A 21586-nucleotide genomic window follows, 5' to 3' on the forward strand; every position below is an offset into this window, starting at 1 on the left:
TCTTTGGAGCCATTGAAACATCTCTTGGAAACGCGGTCAGCCGGACACCTGTTGGACATTGGAACAGGAACGGGAAAATTCATCCCCACCCTGCTGAATGCATTTCGGAATGATTATGCTCGAATTACAGGAATCGATACCGATATCCGAGCCATAGAACAGGCTAATCAGCAATACAGCGATGACGGTAACATCCATTTCCTCGTCATGGATGTGGAGAGTTTGCAGTTCGGCGAGCATACCTTCGACACCGTGTGTATATCGAACACCTTGCATCATTTGCCCACCCTCACAAACGCTCTGACCGAAGCCGTCAGGGTGCTTAAACCCGATGGCCTGATGTTGATCAATGAAATGTTCCAGGATCACCAGACGGAGGCACAACAAAATCATGTCCTGTACCATCATCTGGAGGCGGACATCGATTCGGCCCTGGGCATCTTGCATAGACACAACTACAAGAAGCAGGAAATTCTCGATCTGATCGAAACGCTGAATGTAACGATTATCGATACGATAGAGTACGTGGAGCCCAAATCAGACTTAAAAAATGAGCAGGAAATGACCATCGTGGCACATGCCTGCGACAACCATGTTGCTCGAACCATTCACCTGCCCAACCACGAGCATTTCAAACGACGGGGCGAAGAATTCAAAGCGAGACTCCGTGCATATGGCATTCTGCGCGCTACGCAGTTGGTTGTAATATGTACGAAACACTAAATAAGAGTTCGAGGGGCGACGCTGCACCTTGTCGCTGCGGGAACCTACGGTTCCGCTTATGAAAAGAAACGCCCATTCCTAAGGAATGAGCGTTTCTGCCGTGACCTTTACTATATAGATTGAACCGTAAATTTACACGATAACGAAGAGGGCAGAAAGAATCTGGAGAAGCGAAGCGGTCGCATTTATCGCCGGATTTTCCCCTTGAAAAAGGGGATCAAAGAAATCAGGGGATAAGAGCGATCGAAAGATGGTTCTGACCGCGTAGTGACTCTGTGTAAAAATCATTGGTTCAACCTATATAGCTCTTTTTCTGTACAGGTATCCAAATCTCGCTTCGATATTGCGGCGAAGTCACGTCCGGGTGTTCATTCCACAGCATTTCCGGTCCTTCCGCCAATTCAAAATTCGATGAAGGAAGCCATTCCGCAAAGATTCGCCCCCATACCTCCTGAAGCGTATCGGGAAAAGGACCAACGGCAGTAAACACCGCCCACGTTGAAGCCGGCACCTCCAATGCTGCCAAACCCTCCGGAGCTTTCAACGTCGTCGCCGCTCCTATGAAATGATCCAGCTCGCCCTTCTCCTCCATCCTTCCCTCACCAAAGTGAGAAGAAGCACTGATGATGCCTGAAGGTTCGATATTGGACAATCCCTTGATCGTGCCGATCAGCTCCGGCGTCAGGCTCTGGTACATTGCAGCGATATCCGGGTTCACTCCATGAAACACGATAGGTACCCTTTTGCTGATGCCCACGATGCGAAATGCTTCCTTTTGCTCCACACGGTAATTCATTTCTCCGCCTCCCTGAATGGTCAATTGAAATGTCATCCGCGGGAAGGCTTTGAGCGATGAACCACGGCCCCTAGCCTCGGAGGGCGTAACCCCATGCACGGCCTGAAAAGCTCTCGCAAACGAATCCGGCGAAGCGTATCCGTATTTGATCGCAACGTCAATAACTTTGCTGCCGTCCCGGCTTAGATCGAATGCAGCCAGCGTCAACCGCCGGCGCCGGATATATTCGGATAACGTCATTCCGCTGAGAAAGGAAAACATGCGCGTGAAATGGTATTCGGAACAGCAGGCAATCCGAGCCACCTCTTTCATATCCAGCGTGCTGTCCAGATTCTTTTCCACGTACTTCAAAGCTTCGTTTAATCGAGCCAGCATATCCATGCCCTCACCTCCCCGTACATTCAGCATAACAAAGCCGTTCGCTGCCGACCCGACATTCCCTGCACCATTTTGCAGGCTGCACCGCTTTTGTTGCCGACTCAAACGGTATGAATAAACCAGGCGGATACAGAAAGACAGGCAAAAGAGCAGCCTTGCAGCAACGCCCGAATGCCTGTTTTGCCTTCGCAATGATTTTTGACAAATCTCAAATCTCTCGCAATTTCATATCAAATACTCTGCCATGATCCGCTCAATTTCAAATGGTGTGATTCCTTGATCCACCGCATAGACGGTATCGGCCTGATCCGCTGCATCCACCAGTTCACCCCGGGCCTTGGCATGCATCATGAACAGCTGGTACAGGTCCGGCTTACGCAGTGACGTCATCGCTTTGCCGATCAGCACCATACCTTTCTGGTTGCCTTCGACGTTGTTGGAATACTGGGGTTGGCTCGTCAGCGCCAGATCGGTCCAAATGACCGTTCGCTCTACCAGATCGAGAATGACGGGGATCGCAATCTGGGTGTCGGCTGCAACGTCGATTTTGTTCGATACCGTCTTCGGCTCAAACGCCTCGCCGGAACCCGGCTTTTTGCGCATCATCCAGCCCACGAAGCACTCCGGCAGGTCGCAATACGGATGGCTGGTGTACGAGAGCAAACTCGCCACGACATAACGCCCGCCATACTGGACGATCGAAGGAATATGCAGATCGATGAACTCGCACGCGCCATGTGGCGCAGTCACGATATCGCCGCTGTGGACCGCCTTGTACTTGGAAGAGCGCAGGTTCGTATATGAAATATGCTCGACGTAGTTCCACTGGTCGTCATACATTACCGCAGACAGGTCAATATCGACACGTCCGGTGTCCTGTCCATTGACCTTGCCTTCTTTCCACCAGCTGAAAAAACGGATGGTGTCCCCCTCAGCCATCGGCATCCGAGACCCGCGTACGACTGTGTGCAGTGCCTTGCTTGCGGATCTTTGAGAAAATGGCACAACATAATCATTCAGACGCGGATCAACATACGTCTTCCCAAGCGCAGGCAGGTCAGTGAATCGCCTGATCAGTGCCTGCTCGCACAACTCGACCACGTCCCGGCAGGTCTCCTCATCGATGACAGGCAGCTCATCCGGAATGGCAAACGCTTTGGCGACATTGCCTTTCGGGAAAAACACTCGTAAATCCTGCGGTTCATTCCTGCGCGCAAAATGCTCCTTCACCTGCAGCAATACAGGTGTCGATACCTGATGCACGACTTCACCAAACGCCAGCAGCACATACACCTTGTCTTCGGTTAACCGCAACAGCTGATCCAGTCTTCTCGCAAATTCGCCAGGGCGCTGCGACAGCAGGTCGATCAGGCTCCACACATTTTCATACTGGAACGCCAACTCTACACTACCGTTAAACGTGGTGAAAGGTTTATCGTTCCGCAGGACGTCAAAAGCCTCCTGACAGCGCGGATAACGATGCCTATACTCGGAAGGATGCAAAATCTCGCCGAGGCGAATCCAGCGTTCTTTATAACGAAGCATATCCTCGGTCATTGAACCGCATTGCTCCAGTAATCCAAGCAAAAAGCGCCGCTCACGGCGTTTGAATTTGCGAAAGCGCGAAGCCGAGGCAAGGCTCACGTCGCCATCCGACCAAGCAACGGCCAATCGCAGAACATCCGTGGCTGTTTTGAAATAACCCCCGACGAGGTCCATGCTTGCCTTTTCGTGTCTCAATAATGCTGCTACGACGAATCCGGCGTTTTCCTTGAACGGGATCTCGTCAGGCAATAACGCCTGCAGCTGTTCGGGACCGGCTTGCTCCAGCACCGCATCAATGTCTTTTTTGTCCGTTTCCGAGATGGAGCCCTTTGCTTCGATCAACTGGCGGATCAGGCCAATGAAATGATACTCGCTTCCCAGGTCGATGACTTTCAAGTCCACACGTTCCAACAATGGCAGCGGCTCTCGTTTTGACACCTTCTGTTCCGGCAGGATATTCGTCAGATAATGAAGGATGGCATTCAGGTATAACTCGGCTTCGTCCGCCTCCATGACTTGTGCCGGAAATCCGGCATACATCGGTTTGTACTTCACATGCGCTCCGACCATAAGCTTCAAATCGACGACAAGCTGCTTAACCAACGCTTCGAATTGATCCTGGGAAAGCTGGCGAACAGCCTGGATTAACTGATCCGAGAAGGTGAAACCAAGCGACTCGATATTTTTCAGGGCAGTGGCCAGCATGTCGTTTGCCACCCGGTTCTCCTTGTTCGTTTGTTCTATATACGGTTCTACAATAAGTTTTTTTGCTCTTCTTACATAAATGGTATTCATCATGATTAAAGAGTCCAGGAAAGCCATGTCCCTATCAAACATAAAGGTTTTGGGTTAGAAGGAAGGAACATGATAGCCTGGACGCCTCCTCTCTGAAACAGAATCTTCAGGAGACCTGCAACCCTAAATCTCCAATGATGTAGAAGGAAGGATCGCAATAGCCTGAAGACCAAAGACCCGAAGCTCGTGGTCCGAACCTTTGATGAACCCATCTTCCCATATTCCTGCAATTCCCAACAGGGCAAAAGTATTACGACTCGAAATGGACGCTCATGGTTTGATGACGATGAGGGATTCATGTACACTTTTAGATGTGATTTCCAATGAATCTGATAAGAATCGAGGATAAGATTCGATGCATATACAACATCTGTATCATAGTTATTTGAATATGAAATACAACCGGGCGCTGCCGTTACTGGAAACCCGACCATTCGAGTACGCTTTATGCGAAGACGGCGGGGCGGAACTGTTTTTCACCGATCACCCGGAAGAAACGTTTGCAGAGTGGCTGTCGGAGCTGCAGCCAAGAGATCCGAATTACGTTGCAAACCCGGATTGGAAGCCCATGCTTCATGAGCAATTTGCGCAACTGGACGTTTATGAGGAGCTGATTCTGTATTATCTGCTGTACACCATCAACGCCACAACGTCGATCGCCAGCCTGAATCCGTACAATGCCATGAACGACTTTATGAAAAACTATGCTTTCTTTCAACTCAACCCATTGACGGGCATAAGCAGACTCAGCGATGAGCAAAAAGGACAGTTAAGGGAATTTTTCTTCTTTTTCTATCTCTACGCCCATCCCGTAAACGAGGAGACGTTATACGCCTTTTCGTTCAAGGGGCATACACTCGTCCATAACAAGACTAATATCGAGGTAGAACGGTATATTTCCGCCTTCCATGACCATTGCATCCACAACTTTGCGGATTTCGAAGACCAGCTGTCCATTCTCCCGTCCAACATCAAGGCGTGCAAACAACTCACGCTGGAATTGCTGCGATCCATTGAAGGCCATGCGCCCAAGCTGACCATGCCGCCGGAAGAGGGAATCGAGCCCATATTGCGCCTCATCAACGACGTCGATGAAATGCTGCGCATGCATTCGGAGAACAACGCCGAGTTGTTTGCGGTGATGCGTGATTTTATGGAGAACAACCCCGGCGCTTCAACTCCCTATTCCGAACACTGTTTCCGCATCCTGTTGCAAAACTATGTTTCGTACATCCTCTTTTTTAACTTCGATGCCATTCGTGATCTGGTGAAGTACTTCAAGGATGACCCGCTGTGGGGCAAAACGATCATCAACCATATGTTCACGGACGCGATTTTGATTCAAAAAATCATGCGGCAGCTCCGGATTGATCTTGCCTTCTACCCGGAGGTCACTGCATTGTTCGAGGAGCAGGCGCGCCGGATTTATTTGTGAGTCCGTCCTTATTCCTTAAAGCGCATTCCCTCCAAAAGACGTTTGAAAGGATGGCTCTTTATATGCAGGATTTTGGCTTATTATGTCGAAAAGCATGTGTACTATGAAACCATTAAAACGTATGCCCATCCCTAGATATGTAGTCTTGTCCATCCTGTTTCTAACCCTTTTGCTTGGATCCCGCTTCGTTTGGTCGGAAGGCTTCACCATGCCGCCATCGCCGCAGCCGGTGAATGGCACCTTGGATTTGCGCGGCTGGGATCTATCATCCGCATCGCCTGTTTCGTTGGACGGGGAGTGGATGTTTTACCCGAACGCCCTGTTTTCCCTCCAGAAATTACTCTCGTCCCCCAATCCACCCCGATCGATTACCGTGCCCGGCGATTGGCAGAGCGAGATGTCCACCTCATCTTCGTCGTTCGGGTATGGAACGTATCGGCTGCGCATCCTTATCGACTCTTCGGTGAAGGACGTCGCCCTCTGGGCCCAAAAAATCCAGGCCTCCTCCATCGTGGAAATCAACGGGAATACCATCGCCGGATTCGGCCGTCCTGCCGTCCGCGAGCAGGACTACAAACCCGAAAGGACAGCCTTCACGGCAACTTACGCCACGAACGGAGCCACGGAGCTTGAGCTTCTCGTGCAAGCGGCGAACTTCGATGATCCGTATAGCGGCGGTTTAACGCGCTCGCTCTATTTCGGCACCCCGGAGGCTATTGCCCGTGATCACGGTCTCTCGGTCGATTTGCAGAAAATCACGTTTGCCATTTTGCTCTTGCATAGCTTGTATGCCCTTGCCATGTTTTTTTTCAATCGCAAACAACGCGCATTGCTGACATTTTCCCTATTGACCTTTTCAGCGGCGCTTACTGTCGTATCCGACCATGACGGCTTATTGCTGAGCTGGCTGCCGCTTAATTTTACTTGGATGGTCAAGGCCAAGGCGCTTTCCTATCCGTTGTTTTCGTTTTTCATGCTGCTGCTTGCCAGAAGCTTTTCCAATAGCTCCAAAGCCATTTCGATATTTCGCATGTATGCTGGATTGCTTGGAGCCCATTGTGCATTTTTGCTGGTTGCTCCGGTGCGCAGCATCTATTTCTGGCTCGAAACCGGAATATCCGATGTGCTATACCTGTTCCCGATCGCATGGTCGGTCGTTCTGTTCATGAAAATGGCTGCCGACAAACGGGATGACGCGACATTCCTTCTCTTTGCAGCGACAAGCAGTCTGTCCAGCGTGTTATGGGGAATGGTTAATTCGCATAACGAAATTACCAACGTCTACTATCCCATCGACGTCATCGCTGCCATATTCGGTTTTTCCGCGTACTGGTTCAAGAAGTATTTCCGAAACGCGTCGAAAATCCAACATTTATATGATCAGCTCAAAGAAGAAGACGCGCAAAAAGATCAGTTTTTGGCCAACACGGCCCACGAGCTCCGCACGCCGCTGCACGGCATGATCAACATTGCCGAAAGCATTGCCGGGGAGGAGAGGCGCCGTACCGGAAAAGCGCATTCGGAAGACATGAAATTGTTGATTACGATTGGCCGACGGATGTCGCAGCTGGTCGACGATTTGCTTGACGTTATTCGGCTCAGGGAGAAACGCATCGAGCTGCAGTATAAAGACGTGTCCCTTGCCTCAGTCGTTTCGGGCGTGGTCAGCATGTTCCGATATATGGCTGAGGGCAAGCCAGTCAACATCGTCATGGAAATTCCGGATACGCTGCCGCTTATTCAGGCAGACGAAAGAAGACTGGTTCAAATCCTGTACAACCTGCTGCACAATGCCCTCAAATTCACCGATGAAGGGACGATTACCGTTGCCGTCGAAGCAACGATGGGAGTACATGCAACCATGCGGGTCTCCGATACGGGCATCGGCATGAGCGAAGAGATGCAAAACAGGATATTCGACGCTTATGAACAAGGGACTTCCAGTGCCCGCCTGAGCGGAGGACTTGGATTAGGGTTGAGCATTTGCAAACAACTCGTTGAGCTGCACGGAGGGAGCATTGCGGTACATTCCGTTCTTGGACAAGGTTCTACCTTCGTCGTACATCTCCCATTGGGGCAACCGGCTGCTCAGATTATTCCACCGGGACAACGGCAAACGCCAATCCGCCATGAACCCACGGAGACCAGTAATCGTTTGGATGATGAAAACACATTTCCCCAGCCCCACCCTTTCAACGCAGAATCCCATGAAAGGGCGGCAGCTCGAATTCTCGTCGTCGACGATGACCCCGTCAATCTGCGTGTGCTCGTATCCATGTTATCGAGCGAGTCTTATCTGATCCAGCCTGCGGCCTCTGCGCGGCAGGCCCTCGAATGGTTAGAGGGAAAACATTGGGATTTGGTCATTGCCGACGTTATGATGCCGCAAATGTCGGGTTATGAACTGACGGAGAAGCTGAGGGGACGATTCTCGGCTTCAGAGCTTCCAATTCTGCTGTTAACGGCCCGAAACGAACCAGCCGATATTTATGCAGGCTTTCTGGCAGGAGCTACCGATTACGTGACCAAGCCGGTAGATGCCATGGAGCTGAAACATCGTATCCGATCGCTGGTCGATTTGAAACAGTCCGTCGATGAAAGGTTCCGGATGGAGGCCGCGTATTTGCAAGCCCAAATCCAGCCCCACTTCCTGTTCAATACGCTGAATTCCATCATGGCGCTGAGCGACCTGGATACGGAACGGATGCAGAAGCTTGGCGATGCTTTTATTTCATATTTGCAGACGAGCTTTGACTTCCTGAATTCCGAAAACCTGGTTCATATCCAGCATGAACTGGAACTTGTCCGGGCCTACCTGTACATCGAGAAGGAGCGCTTCCCTGACAGACTCAACATCGTATGGGACATACCGGATACCATTGACGTGCTCCTGCCCCCGTTAACGATCCAACCCCTCGTTGAAAATGCGGTGAGACACGGCGTTCTTAGCCAAGCAGAAGGCGGGACGCTTCGCATTCAAATGGAGGAGCAAAAGGACGGAATTCTCATTGAAATCCAAGATGACGGCGCAGGCATGGACGAGTCCCGGATTGCACAAGCACTTACTTGGCCCAAGCCAAGAACCGGGCAACCGGGCGGGATTGGATTAACCAACACGAATCGAAGGCTCAACCAGATTTATGGTCAAGGGCTTCATATCGTCAGCAAACCAGGGAAAGGTACGAAAGTTTCCTTCATCATTACGAATGGTTGAGATGTGCTCTCAACTTCAGATCATTTTAAAGCCTCAATGTCTGCTCCAATAAATACCGCTCAGGCGTTTTGCCGATCACAGTCTTGAAATCTTTGCTGAAATGCGCCTGATCATGATACCCCAGCTCCACGGATAAACGCGCGAGGTCGGTGACCTGTCCAAGGTCCATCGCCTCCGCTGCGTTCTGCAACCGAAACAGCCGAATCACCGACTTCGGGTTAACGCCAACGTATTTCGAGAATAGGCGCTGCAATTGCCGGAGGCTGATATCAAAGCACTGCCCCAGCTGCTCCACTTTCGTGATCTCCCGGTTTCCTTCCATATGGTCGATGATCTGGTTAACAAGCGTAATGTTCTCGTCATACCGCGGCACTTTGGCTGCGAAACAGTCATCCAACACCTTGACCATCCCCGCATCATTGGACTGTGCCAGTACCCTCTCTTCCAATTCGGAACCCTGGATTCCCAGTACAGCAACCACGTCGATGGGTTTAACGATACATTCCGACATCTCCCTTTTTATATACGGGTAAAGCCCTCCCGGTCTGAATTTGGCACCAAAAACGACTCCTCTCCCTTCCAAACGCTGGGTGTATCGCTCCTTTGCCGGCCCATAGAAACACGTTTTCCCTTTTTCCACCACCAGGTTGGCGCAAGGGTTGGGGACAACATCTTGAAGGTGAGGCTGCTCCCCCTCCAAGTTCCATTCGACGATCCAGTAATGCTTGATGAATGGGGATATCGGTCCCGTAGCGGGATAACGATCCAAACGGAATTTGCCCCCGGCTCCGTAAAGTCCAAGAACGCCCATACTTGGGCGGGATTTCGAAATGCCCATGCTTTCTTCGCTCCGTTCCGTCAAGATTGTGATCCTTCAGTAATAGGGACAAGTTTCTGTCGCGTTTTTACAATACGTCTGCGTAAGGGTCAATTTATAATGAGTGTACCACACAGCCTCTGACAAACGCAGAAGTTATCTATATAAACCGCATAAAACAAACACACGTTAACGGAGAGGCAGAACCAATCTGGAGAAGCGAAGCGTTCGTCTAAAAGCTTTCTGAAAGAAAGCTGCATCGGAAGCATAGGCCTATCACCGGATTTTCCCATTGAACAAGGGAATCGAAAAAATCTGGGGATAACAGCGATCGGAAGATGGTACTGCACTCGCAGTGCCTTAGTGTGAATGATTAGTGCGGTTTATATAAAAAAAGTTGCACACTTAAGGAGGAGCATGATTATGGAATTACAGTACATTTTTTATATCGGCGCAACGCCAGAAAACGTATGGAATACCCTGGTGAGTCCGGAGGGCACGCGCAGCACGTTTTTCGGCGCTGCCCTCAACACAACCCTGGAACCGGGAGCGGCTTTCCAGTATGTAGGCCCGGGCAACGACGGGGACGAGACGGTGCATGTCTACGGCACCATCCTGCAAGCCGTTCCCGGGAAGGTGCTCAGCTACCTTGAACATCCCGGAGCATCCTACCGTGACAACCACGCCGATCTTGAATCACGGGTAACTTTTACCTTGGAACCCGTAGGCGGCTGCACCAAACTGACATTGACCAATGACCAATGGACCCCTGGGCACCCGTCCTTTGCCAATGCAAAGGAGCATTGGTGGATGATACTTAGCAGCATTAAAACGTATGCCGAAACGGGAAAAACGTTGGACTTCGGCTGGTAACGGACGGGATCAAACGTATTGACGCTGGACCTGCGTTGATTATGAATTAATACGTCAAATAAGCCCCTATGTCCTGTCTAACAGAACAAAGGGGCTATATTCAATGCACAATGTTATGATTTCATAGCTTTTCGTTGAAGACCTAACCATGCTCCGATCAAAATCAGCCCCACACCCGCGAAATAAAACGGATATCTGCTTGCTTCGCCCGTTTGCGGAAGCGTCTTGATCGTAATTTCCGATGACGGTGTTTGTGGTATTGCAGTCTGCTGATCCGGTGTTTGCGGTTTCGCAGGCTGCTGATCCGGCGTTTTAGGTTCATTCGTCTGCGGTTCCGGCTCAACGCCGCCGCGCGGAATCTCACCCTCCTCGATCTCGATGGTCGGTGTCTCCGGATCGTTCGTCGAAGGCGTTTCTGGTATCGACGGTTCACCTCTCGGGGTCTCTTCATCCGGTACGTCTACTTCATCAGTCGGCGTTCCTGGCGTTGATGGTGTCCCCGGATCCGGCGTATTTCCAGGAGTTCCCGGGTTAACCGGAGTACCTGGATCCGTTGGTGTGCCCGGATGGGTAGGATTCGTTGGATCCGTCGGGTTCGTCGGATTTGTTGGATCCGTTGGGTTCGTTGGATCTGTCGGATCCGTTGGGTCCGTTGGGTTCGTTGGATCTGTCGGATCCGTTGGGTCCGTCGGATCTGTTGGATCCGTTGGGTTCGTTGGATCTGTCGGATCCGTCGGATCTGTTGGATCCGTTGGGTCCGTCGGATCAGTTGGATCCGTTGGATCCGTCGGATCAACAGGCTCTTCTTTTTCGTTCGTTACAGTTAATTTCACGACATTGCCCTTACTCACGATACTGGAGTCAATCTTGACGTCCCAAGTTGATTGACCAATCTTATATCCTTCCGGAGCCGCAAGCTCCTCCAACACATAATCGTCATAGAGCAGTTTCGTAAACAGGATCTTTCCTTCTTCATCCGTCGTTTTCACCATTGGGGCGCGTTTGCCTGCTTTGTCGTAAAGCACGAATTTCGCTCCTGCCAACAATTTCGTATCGTCATCCTTATCCACCTTCGTCACTTCCAGGCTGCCTGTTACGCCGCCGCCGGAACCCGAACCCGAAGAGGTACGAACGATGATTTCTTTCGTCGTTTCCCGCATCTCCGTCTTCAGCTGGTCGCCTTCAAGTGCCACCTTATTTCGCACGGCTTCCTTGTCTGCGGCAATAATGAATGACTGATATTCCAGAATATAGGCTGAAGAGATATCGTTCTTGAATTTCAACTCGAATATTTCCTGATCGCCTTCAAGTCTCGTGAACGTTAACGTATAATCTTTTCCTTCAGTCAACTCTCCGGCTTTGACCGCTTCTCCATTCTTATTAACGGATGTTGCATACAAATGGAAAGAGTCCTCGATCAAGATCTGATTTGCACTCGGCTCGTCAATGATCTTGGCGTTTGAAATATGGGATTGGCCTTCATTGATACGAATCGACCAATCGATTTTATTTCCATTTTGGGCACCGCTTTTTGTTACATACTCACCGCCGTGAGGAACAGATACCTTAGCATTCCAGGTAGCGGCTTTGTCGCCAACATTCCACAGTTCGGCCGTGTTATTCATGTCTTTGGTGATCACTGTGCCTTGCAGCGACGTTTTGAACTCGATCCAATACGCCGAGGAGGTTGGACCCTTGAAATGAACGGACAACTCGTTGCCATTCGTTTCGGTAGGTTCGGTTACTTCATACTCGGAAGCCGGTACCTCGGCGCCTTTCGAAACACCGTTCCACCACCCCAGCAGCTTCATCTCGTATACTTTGACCGAGTTCGGGACAAGCTTTTGCCCATCCTTCAGAACATCCTTCACAATCGCATCATTCAACGTGTTGAGGTTGTAGTTCATCTTGATGTTCCATGTGATTTCCTTGTCGACAGGATTGTAGCTACCATCTTTCCCGCCGTTGTTTTTGGTATATCCGTCGGAGGCAAAGCTCGCATCCCTTTGAATGGGTCCTTTATCCACTCCGTTTTCGCTCCAAGTCATTGAAGCCCGGTTCATGTAATCCAAATTGCTTTTCGTCAACCATTCAATATTAAACTTGGTTTTGTATTCAATGGTGTATGTGGTCTTTATGGTATTGAGGAACTTAATGACAAAACCCTGACGAGCATTATCATACGCGACCTCATATTCACGATCGGAAACCTTGGTCCCATCCGCCTTAATGATCACCGAATCGGGAATAAATTCAAGACCGCCCTGCGGGAACGTATCTTTAATGACCACGTTTTCCATATGGTATTTGCTGCCGTCCGGTTTGCTGTCGCTGTTAACCGTAATCATCCATGTTGCCGTTTTGCTGGCAAAATCGATGTTCCATGTTCCTTTCGTCAGCGCACGGCTGCCTTGAGCCGGAACCGTCACTTCTTTAATCGAATCGCCGGAGGTGACTTTATTTCTGACCTCTTTGCCGTCGGCAGTCGAACGATCGACCGGTTGGGTTTGGTAAACGATAGTGTATGCGGAATCAACATCATTATTAAATTGAAGTTTGAATCCGTTCGTTCCCACGGGCACGGCTTTATATTCCGTCGATGCCAACAAATTCTTCGCGTCGGTAGAATTGCCGTTATACACTTTCAGCGAATCGGCAACCCATTCATGAACGTTGCTGAACTGATCCGTGATGACCGCCTGCTCTTGTGGAACGTGCTTTCCATTGAAATTATATTTGACCGTCCAAGTGATAACCCCTGTGTCGTTATTTTGCTTATATGTCTTATCCAGGAATTTCCCCAAATCCACCGTTACCGTTGCGGTCGCTTGGGCATCCTCGATGCCTTCGCCGGACAATACGGCCTTATTCTCAAAGCGGGCCTGTTCGCCGATTCGATTCGTCGTAAAACGAATTTCATACGCCTTGTTGATCGATTCGTCCTGGAATGCCAGTTCCAGCTTGGTGCCGCCGTTCGATTCAACCGTGTACTTTCCGGCGTCTACTTTGCCCCCCAGGACGGTCGACCCGTCACCATTCACCTGCAATTGATACACCTCGACAGTGTCGGCTGCAAGCTCCAGACCTTCAGGCATGACGTCGGTAACAACCGCATGGTTGATCTTATTCAACGATTTGTTGATTTGAATAGTCCAATCAATGCGATCTTTACCAACCGCTTTCCCCTGTTTCTCGATCAATTTGCCGCCTTGCGGCTTCAGGTTCACGATAATCGTCTGAACTCCGCTTCTGACCGGAATAGCGATAACGACCTCCGTGCTCCCTGTAAGAACTTCTTTTTTGAATTCCGTGCGGATTTCCAGTTTGCCGCTGATGTTGGAATGACTCTCGACGTATTCATTGAAAGTCATCACCACTTTGCCGCTCCGGTCCACCGTGAATCGGCCGACTTCGCCTTGGTCAGCAACGAGCGGTTCGTCGATCTCCGTGTAAATTTCGAACTGCTGCGGCAGATCAAACGTAAACGTACTGCCATTCTTATACCCGTGTCCGTTCGGGAGTTCCCATTCGTAACTCAGGTTTACCGCTGCGCCAATGTCCAAAGTGCTGTCTGGATTATATACTGCATCAATGACGGTACCGTTAATATCGGTTAGTACCAGTTTGGTTAAAATATCGTCTGAAACCGGAATTGTCGTATCGTCGTTGTTACCAGCTTCCGGTTTCTTGATTTCTTCATCTACCGCCTCGTTCGTATCACTGCCCGGTTCTGCGGCATCCACAGATCCCTCAGTGCCCTTGCTCGGATCTTCTGTTTCATCTACCGACTCATCGGTGCCCGTACTCGGGTCTTGAACTTCGTCTACCGATTCATCCGTACTGCTACCGGGTTCCTGATCATTGTCAACCGATGGTTGGACGCCTCCCGGTACTTGATCGCCATTTTCCAATTGCTGGGCCCCGACATCCGTTCCCTGCCCCTGCACGTTTTCCGCTGCACTGGCGATCCCAACAGATGCGCCAAACAGCGTTTGGATCATAAGCAGCAGTACCATTACGATTCCACTTACTTTTTTCTTCATAATCTCTCCCTCGGACTCGTCATTACCCTCGTTTTTTCGGTTCCAATCTCGCTTTTGGTGCGCAATTCGAGACATGTATCCAGTGAACTACATGCCTATAAGGGACGTCTGAGTCCATCACCTCCACCTCGTTCAATTGGCGCACGATTCAAATGGTGTCTATATTTTCGTTCAGAACCAAATGGGCTTCCTGCATTATAACGCCATCGCATAGACATTTTCTTAACAAACCCGAAAAAGCCTTGGACATGTGCGTCCAAAGCTTATATTCACGAGAATATTAGTAAATTTTCGATGCTGTGTAGTGCGAAGCGTCTTTAATCATTTTGAACGAAGTACCTTGCGTTTTCCAAGCGGCATCGACGGTAGTATCGATGGTGATCCACTGCCCGTTGAGGTAAACTTCATTCCATGCATGGTATACATCTACATAATCCGAAGTACCCATTACCAATTTGGTCGGTATATCGAGACTCCGCAGCATGGATGCAAGCAAGGAAGCATAATCGTAGCACATCCCTTTGAGATCCATGATCGTGCGGACGTTATCTGGAAGATAGTCCGTTAACTCTCTCGATGCAAGTACTTTGTCATAACGAATGTTACCGATCACATAGTCGTATACAGCTTGTACTTTTTCTTGGTCCGTTTTTGCAGACCGGGCTAACTTTTTAGCAAGCTGTGCAGCTTGTTCATTATCAGACCAATCAATATTCTGAATCGAGTTCAGATATACGTTGTTGCTGTCCTTCAGATGAAGCTTGACGGCTCCTTCTTGAACGACCTTGTATTTGGTGCCGCTGACTTGTTCCAACACAGTGATTGTATAGTCTCCGTTCCCCATTTGCAGCGGGAAAACGTCCCGAGACTTACCCGGCAGCAGCGTATATGTATATTTTTCCTGTCCTTTGGCGATCATAAGCTTAGTCTTTACATCGGATTTCACGTCATAATGGATGACAACTGCTCCGCGATCAAGCTGGTCCAAACCCAGCCAATCTTCAGACTGCGCAGCTTGTACAACCGGTGCGTATAAGAGTAAGACAAATAGTCCTACCATGGCGAACACAGCGTTACGCATGCTGTAAACCCCCTTCGGTAGCCAGGCTGCCATTTGATCATGCATCAAGAAGGCCCTATAGCTTTGCGTCCCTGCCTTTCGACAGGTTTGCCATTATCGTTATTGAGTTTTACTGCGTTTTAGTGGATATTTGTCCAATAAAAAACAAAAAAAGCACTTTCGTTCGGTAGCTGGCTGCCATTTGACAATATGTCAAGAAGACCCTGTAGCTTTGCGTCCTTGCCTTTCGACAAGTTTGCCGTTATCGTGATTTGCTTTTGGTGATTACATCATATCAAATACCGCCCCATTCGACAAGTAGAAATCTTCCAAATCGCGCCGCTTTTGTCGAATAATCAAGGTTACATTTCGAACGTTCCCATCTCATAGACCAATGGTATGCTGCCAGGGAGGAATTGTTGGGAGATTCGAACCATTAATATAAAAAACAAAGAGCTAAACGCGGCTTGAAACCGGCTTAGCTCTTTCCTTGTATATGCACTTCAACGACAACGGTTACCCGTTCATCACCGAACTGGAGCCCCTCTTCTCTGCCAGGCCTAGGGCTTTGGCGGTCGAAGCATGAATTCTGTTGAGCAATTCCACGTTCTCCACCAATGACTGGCCGTAGGAAGGGATCATCTCTTTGATCTTAGGCTCCCATGCGCTTATATGCTGCGGGAAGCAGCGCTGAAGGATTTCCAACATGACATGCACAGCAGTGGATGCCCCCGGAGAAGCCCCCAGCAAGGCAGCGATCGAACCATCCGACGCAGTCACTACTTCCGTACCGAATTGAAGCGTGCCTTTGCCGCCTTGAGCGGTATCCTTGATTACCTGCACGCGCTGGCCGGCAACGACCAAATCCCAGTCCTCGCTTTTGGCATCCGGTACAAAGTCACGCAATTCTTCCATGCGCTGCTCTTTGGACAGCATCAGCTGCTGGATCAGATACTTCGTCAGCGAAATCTCCTTCACGCCGGCTGCCAGCATGGTCAACAGGTTATGCAGTTTCACCGAGGTGATCAGGTCAGTCATTGAACCGGTCTTCAGGAACTTCGGCGAGAAACCTGCAAACGGCCCGAACAACAACGACTTTTGGTTATCGATGTAGCGGGTGTCCAGATGCGGCACCGACATTGGCGGGGCACCTACCGAGGCTTTGCCATATACCTTGGCATGGTGCTGCTCGACGACCTTCGGGTTTTTGCAAGCCATGAAAATACCGCTTACCGGAAATCCACCGATGTGTTTGCCTTCCGGAATACCCGACTTCTGCAGCAAATGCAAGCTGCCTCCGCCCGCTCCGATAAAGACGAACTTGGCCCTGTGGCGCTCGGTCGCCCCGCTCTTGAGGTTTTTCACCGTCAATTCCCATAAGCCATCGCTCGTACGTTTCATGTTTTTGACGCTATGCTGATAGTGGATACCCACATTGCTTTTCTTCAATTGTTCCATCAGCATACGCGTTAAAGCACCAAAGTTAACGTCCGTACCCGAGTCAATTTTGGTCGCTGCAATCGGCTCGTTTCCGGTACGCCCTTTCATCATCAGAGGAATCCATTGCTTCAGCTTCGCCGGATCGTCCGAAAACTCCATGCCTTTGAACAAAGGATGGTTCGACAAGGCTTCATAACGTCTTTTCAGAAACTGGACGTTCTGCTCGCCATGCACGTAACTCAAGTGGGGAAGCGGCATGATGAAATCCTGCGGATTTCGAATCAGGCGGCTGTTGACGAGATAAGCCCAAAATTGCCGTGAAATCTGGAATTGTTCGTTAACCTTAATGGCTTTGCTTATATCTACGGAACCGTCCGGCCGTTCGACGGTATAATTGAGTTCACATAGCGCAGCATGCCCTGTTCCGGCGTTATTCCATTCGTTGGAGCTTTCTTCTCCCGCAGTGGCGAGCTTTTCAAATACCTTTATCTTCCAGTCGGGTTCCAATTCTTTCAGCAAGGTTCCCAATGTTGCACTCATAATTCCGGCACCAATCAAGATCACATCTGTACTCGTTTGTCCGTGGCTCATTATTAACCGTCCTTATACCCTAAGATTTGCCGAAAGGATGTAAGCGCTGTCGATATGGCATTGAAGCAAGCCGGTCTGTGGAGCTGGCTCACACCTTTTCTGTATAAATAATGTTCTACACATAGTGTATCAATATTATGGATAGAGTTAAATATGTAATTTGAAGATATTTGCTCTAATAGTTAGTATACTCTAATTTGTTCCCCTCCGCTAACCCGCTTATATCCCTGAAAGATTTCTTTTTTCAAGTGAAGCTTACTCATCAGCAATCCATACAGATTCGTTTGATTCCCAGGAGTTGGACAATATATTACAAAGCTCTACAAGTAAGTCCTTGGCCTCCGCATTCAAATGCTCGGTTTTTATTTCTTGTAGCTGTTTTAATACGATTTGTATATTTGGAATCTTCCATGGTTTTCCCCACCAAGGCTCTTCAACATGGTAATAATATGCCAAACCTGTCCACCCGTCTTGCTCCGGCTGTATTCCCCCCATTATTTCGTCAAAATAACCATCCCATATTCTTATTACATACTTATCTCCATTTGAGAAGTGCCTTATAAACTGTATTTCTCCTTCGCCCTCATAACCTTCATAATATTTACTGTTTATTATTTCCATAGTCCTATCTCCTTGTTACGGGTATGATTCTGAAAGACATTCTGGGTCCGGGTCTTCTAACTTCGGTATAAACGGCGATAGAAACGGATCATCATGCCCCCTTACTTCTCCTCGAATTAGTGTATACACCTTAAATATATTAAATGACTCAACGTCATCACTATCCCTTATGTACAAAATTCCGTATGAACCCGGAGCCACATCTCCAATCTTCTTGAATACATTGATCGGATCAACTCTTTCCGAAGGCTTATGATTATCTAGCCCAGCGATCCAAACTTGGAAATCCCCGTTTACTGCCCTAATATCCAACACGCCGCTAGTCCAATTCATTTCATGAATGTAATCTTGTATTTCTTGAACAATCGGGGCTTCATCCATATCATTATCAAAAGAAGCACTCGCTCGAATTGTCGCCCAACCATGGTACTCATACATCGCATTTTCACCCTTCCACGCTTGTAGATGCTTACTATTTAACTCTCAATCATATCGATCGCTACGATTGTTTCGTTTATCCAATCTTCGAATAGTTCCGCATGTCCTTGATCCATGACGCCTCGGTGTCTTTTATATTGAACATTTCTCTTGGCCCACACAAGAATTATTCTCATGTATTCTACTGTATCAATAGTACACGTAGAATCTTCCACGCCTTCTTCAGCGAATATGTCTTCAAAGGTAGTGTACTTCGCATCAGAATGGATTAGGTTCACATTGCCACCGCCGCCATGAAAGGTTGCTTTCCCGGTAAACAGCTCGAGTAACCCTCTGATCTCTTCCTGAATAGCAGCAAAATCTCCAAAGATATCAGTCCCTAGCGAATTAGTGATCAGATAACCATTTTTTAATGACTTATCCAAACTAAAATCGAGTATCACTTCGTTGAAATGCTCATTATATTCAATACTGTATATATATCTAATATTCATACTCCCCCCAAAACCAAAACTCACCCTTTTAGTGCTTGTATTTTATAAAATAAAAAGTAAAACACGGGTAACTGACGCATCTCTAACTCTCGAATATTGGGCGCAATCTTTAGAATGCATAAGCTGCTGACCCTAATGGTATATCTGAGCGCTTTATTGATTCACCTAGACGTATGCCTCCTATTTTTTTGTCAGTTGGTGAGCTAGTGAGATGGGTAAGGCTCCTGAGACCATCCCGTCTTGTCACAAGCATATTCTGATACAACGAAAAATACAGGCCAATTCTTTGACGAATGGCCTGTAAATAACAAAATAATGCTTTCATCACAGCGGCTTTATCACCATAGACCACAGTCCCGTCGGCAGCCTTCACTTCTCAAGAGACTTCCGTCTCAGACGAACCATCTCCCGCTGCAATCCATTTCAATTCCGCAAATTCAACTCGATTTCGTCCGTTATGCTTGGCTTGGTACAAGGCTTTGTCCACGGCGGCGAACAATTGAACCAAAAATCCTTCCGGACTGTCAGGCACTTGAACGGTTTGGAAATCCTCCACCGATAAAATTCCCATACTCACTGTTATGGAAACCGGTTCCTCGTCCTCCCCCAGTGCCATAGGATTTCTTTCCACCGATAATCTCACGCGTTCCGCGACCTGTTTGGCCAAATTGCTGCCTGCATGCGGAAGATAGATCATAAATTCCTCCCCGCCGTACCGGGCCAGAATATCGGTGCTGCGGATGGACTGTTTGACGATGAGCGCCATGCGATGGAGAACTTCGTCGCCGATGACGTGCCCGTGCTTATCATTAATCCCTTTGAAGAAATCAATATCAAAGAGAATCATTGAAAACGGGATTCTGTACTGCATGTTAGTGATCACTTCATGCGTCAACTGCTGGGTCAAGTAACGGCGATTATAACTGTCCGTCAAACTGTCCGTAACGACCAGTTCTTCCAGCTTCTGATTAGCTTTGGACAACTCGCTGCTAATGCGGTCCAATGAATGGTTTCGTTCTTGAAGCACTATGTTCTGTCGATTCAATTCTTCAACGAGATAACGCTCCTGCGAAACATCCTGAAACGTAAGGATATGTCCGATAGGGACAAGGCGCGAATCAACGATTGGCGAGGATTGCAAAATAAACCGGCGAACAAAGTCCCTCTCCACGATGATTTCGATCTGGGACAAAATGTTTTCTTTTCGTTTGTAATGTTCCGCAAACTCGCGGACCTTGCCCTCCGCCCGCACGGATTCCAAAAACGCATCCAAATCAAACGTATCGCCCACGTTCATATCCATGAATGACCGCAGTGCCTTGTTGACTTCAACAATGGTTTCGTTCTCGTCCAATACAAGAATTCCATGGGGAATGGTGTTAATGACATCCTCGTGCGCAATGGAGACGAGATCAAACACATTGTATTTTTTAATGACATAGACAAAGAACAACCCGGACAGAAAGATGCCCAATGAGGTCAGTCCCGGAATAATCGGCAGCCATGGTCTGAATACGACGTTAAGCAGGGCATCCAAACCGGCGAAAGAAGCCAGCACGAAGAGACCCCACAATGTGAAAACGACCTGCTTCTTGATCGCAGGCAGCGTCCGGGAAGAACGAAGCGCTCCGAACAAGACGGAGAGGGATGCCAGAAAGTAGCTCACGAGAATTGCAAGGATCACCCAAAACCATGGGCCGTAGGAACGTTCTGCATATCCGCCGCCCAGCGGCGTCACGAACCAGTTCCACGGATTCAGCACGACGCCTGTAGCTCCAATGACCGCAGGGACGAACAAAAAGACGGTTTTCCTTTTCCTATTCCTTAATCGATCTGTTTCGCCTGTCAGGAAATAGGTTAGCAACAACCACCCGCTTCCGAGGAGCGATACGGCAACAAAGGAAAGCGTCACGTAAAACCATTGCAAGCTGAGATTGCCCGTCAGGTCAATGGCAAACTGGCAGAACGGCCAGATCATCATCAAACCGTGAAAAAGAAAGTACACCTTATGTAAGTTCGTAATTCTAACGGTAACAAAAACATAGACATATAACGCAAACAAGAGGACGAATAGAAAGAGATCATACCACGCTGATGGGCTCACAAATCTTCTCCTTTGTCGATTCAACAACTACGATATCATGGAACAGTATACTCCTTGAATCTGAAATGAACCTTTAATAAGACTTCAATAGCCTTCAGAAAGGGATTGCCTCACAGTTGTTATTGGTTAATTAAACCACATCTTATCACACCGCAAAGGGACTGAGTAGCCCACACAATGGCAGTCCAGCCAACCTCTGAGCATTTCTGAAATCAATTC

At 48.8% G+C, this 21586-nt stretch carries 14 protein-coding genes and 2 riboswitches; of the genes, 4 read left to right on the forward strand and 10 right to left on the reverse strand.

Annotation, left to right across the window (positions count from 1 at the left end; translation table 11 throughout):
• Positions 1-3: 3 nt before the first annotated feature.
• Positions 4-723, forward strand: coding sequence for a class I SAM-dependent methyltransferase (locus tag L6H98_RS05630; RefSeq protein ID WP_236413523.1), 720 nt, complete (start codon positions 4-6; stop codon positions 721-723).
• 292 nt (positions 724-1015) lie between these two features.
• Here the strand turns inward: L6H98_RS05630 and L6H98_RS05635 are convergent, their stop codons facing one another.
• On the reverse strand, positions 1016-1900 hold the full coding sequence (locus L6H98_RS05635; protein WP_236413524.1) for an AraC family transcriptional regulator: 885 nt from the start codon (positions 1898-1900) through the stop codon (positions 1016-1018).
• Positions 1901-2122: 222 nt separating this feature from the next.
• Positions 2123-4240, reverse strand: a complete 2118-nt coding sequence (locus tag L6H98_RS05640; protein ID WP_236413525.1) for a TerD family protein — start codon at positions 4238-4240, stop codon at positions 2123-2125.
• A 352-nt stretch (positions 4241-4592) separates the two neighbouring features.
• Between L6H98_RS05640 and L6H98_RS05645 the strand changes: the two genes are divergently transcribed.
• The gene (locus L6H98_RS05645) at positions 4593-5672 is read left to right on the forward strand and encodes a hypothetical protein (protein ID WP_236413526.1); all 1080 of its coding nucleotides are present in this window, start codon (positions 4593-4595) and stop codon (positions 5670-5672) included.
• A gap of 208 nt (positions 5673-5880) precedes the next feature.
• On the forward strand, positions 5881-8886 hold the full coding sequence (locus tag L6H98_RS05650; RefSeq protein WP_236413527.1) for an ATP-binding protein: 3006 nt from the start codon (positions 5881-5883) through the stop codon (positions 8884-8886).
• Positions 8887-8911: 25 nt separating this feature from the next.
• Here L6H98_RS05650 and L6H98_RS05655 read toward each other — a convergent pair whose 3' ends face one another.
• Positions 8912-9748: a helix-turn-helix domain-containing protein gene (locus L6H98_RS05655; RefSeq protein WP_236413528.1), complete on the reverse strand. Its 837-nt coding sequence runs from the start codon at positions 9746-9748 to the stop codon at positions 8912-8914.
• Positions 9749-10126: 378 nt separating this feature from the next.
• Between L6H98_RS05655 and L6H98_RS05660 the strand changes: the two genes are divergently transcribed.
• Positions 10127-10576, forward strand: coding sequence for an SRPBCC family protein (locus L6H98_RS05660; protein ID WP_236413529.1), 450 nt, complete (start codon positions 10127-10129; stop codon positions 10574-10576).
• A 113-nt stretch (positions 10577-10689) separates the two neighbouring features.
• On the opposite strand, the gene L6H98_RS05665 is transcribed toward L6H98_RS05660, so the two are convergent.
• The 7 genes from L6H98_RS05665 to L6H98_RS05695 form a co-directional block, all read right to left on the reverse strand.
• On the reverse strand, positions 10690-14619 hold the full coding sequence (locus L6H98_RS05665; protein WP_236413530.1) for a collagen binding domain-containing protein: 3930 nt from the start codon (positions 14617-14619) through the stop codon (positions 10690-10692).
• 280 nt (positions 14620-14899) lie between these two features.
• Complete coding sequence (locus tag L6H98_RS05670; RefSeq protein ID WP_236413531.1) at positions 14900-15700, reverse strand: transglutaminase-like domain-containing protein; 801 nt, start codon at positions 15698-15700, stop codon at positions 14900-14902.
• Positions 15701-15713: 13 nt separating this feature from the next.
• A riboswitch (cyclic di-GMP riboswitch) is annotated at positions 15714-15802 on the reverse strand.
• Positions 15803-15862: 60 nt separating this feature from the next.
• A riboswitch (cyclic di-GMP riboswitch) is annotated at positions 15863-15950 on the reverse strand.
• Between the two features lie 245 nt (positions 15951-16195).
• Positions 16196-17710, reverse strand: a complete 1515-nt coding sequence (locus tag L6H98_RS05675; RefSeq protein WP_236413532.1) for a malate:quinone oxidoreductase — start codon at positions 17708-17710, stop codon at positions 16196-16198.
• Between the two features lie 255 nt (positions 17711-17965).
• A complete protein-coding gene (locus tag L6H98_RS05680) occupies positions 17966-18331 on the reverse strand; it encodes a dihydroorotate dehydrogenase (quinone) (RefSeq protein ID WP_236413533.1) in 366 nt (121 codons plus the stop codon).
• Positions 18332-18346: 15 nt separating this feature from the next.
• Entirely contained in the window at positions 18347-18769 is a 423-nt protein-coding gene (locus tag L6H98_RS05685; RefSeq protein ID WP_236413534.1) for an Imm7 family immunity protein, read from the reverse strand.
• A gap of 38 nt (positions 18770-18807) precedes the next feature.
• The gene (locus tag L6H98_RS05690; protein ID WP_236413535.1) at positions 18808-19263 is read right to left on the reverse strand and encodes a hypothetical protein; all 456 of its coding nucleotides are present in this window, start codon (positions 19261-19263) and stop codon (positions 18808-18810) included.
• A gap of 376 nt (positions 19264-19639) precedes the next feature.
• Complete coding sequence (locus tag L6H98_RS05695; RefSeq protein WP_236413536.1) at positions 19640-21367, reverse strand: GGDEF domain-containing protein; 1728 nt, start codon at positions 21365-21367, stop codon at positions 19640-19642.
• Between the last annotated feature and the right edge of the window lie 219 nt (positions 21368-21586).

This window comes from Paenibacillus sp. JJ-223 (assembly GCF_927798175.1).
In the GTDB taxonomy this organism is placed as follows: Bacteria; Bacillota; Bacilli; order Paenibacillales; family Paenibacillaceae; genus Paenibacillus; species Paenibacillus hubeiensis.

Coding starts and splice junctions, on each gene's coding strand:
- L6H98_RS05685 (WP_236413534.1), bottom strand. CDS start 18,769: ATGTATGAGTACCATGGTTGGGCGACAATTCGAGCGAGTGCTTCTTTT.
- L6H98_RS05640 (WP_236413525.1), bottom strand. CDS start 4,240: ATGATGAATACCATTTATGTAAGAAGAGCAAAAAAACTTATTGTAGAA.
- L6H98_RS05670 (WP_236413531.1), bottom strand. CDS start 15,700: ATGCGTAACGCTGTGTTCGCCATGGTAGGACTATTTGTCTTACTCTTA.
- L6H98_RS05680 (WP_236413533.1), bottom strand. CDS start 18,331: ATGGAAATAATAAACAGTAAATATTATGAAGGTTATGAGGGCGAAGGA.
- L6H98_RS05675 (WP_236413532.1), bottom strand. CDS start 17,710: ATGAGCCACGGACAAACGAGTACAGATGTGATCTTGATTGGTGCCGGA.
- L6H98_RS05690 (WP_236413535.1), bottom strand. CDS start 19,263: ATGAATATTAGATATATATACAGTATTGAATATAATGAGCATTTCAAC.
- L6H98_RS05645 (WP_236413526.1), top strand. CDS start 4,593: ATGCATATACAACATCTGTATCATAGTTATTTGAATATGAAATACAAC.
- L6H98_RS05665 (WP_236413530.1), bottom strand. CDS start 14,619: ATGAAGAAAAAAGTAAGTGGAATCGTAATGGTACTGCTGCTTATGATC.
- L6H98_RS05635 (WP_236413524.1), bottom strand. CDS start 1,900: ATGGATATGCTGGCTCGATTAAACGAAGCTTTGAAGTACGTGGAAAAG.
- L6H98_RS05660 (WP_236413529.1), top strand. CDS start 10,127: ATGGAATTACAGTACATTTTTTATATCGGCGCAACGCCAGAAAACGTA.
- L6H98_RS05650 (WP_236413527.1), top strand. CDS start 5,881: ATGCCGCCATCGCCGCAGCCGGTGAATGGCACCTTGGATTTGCGCGGC.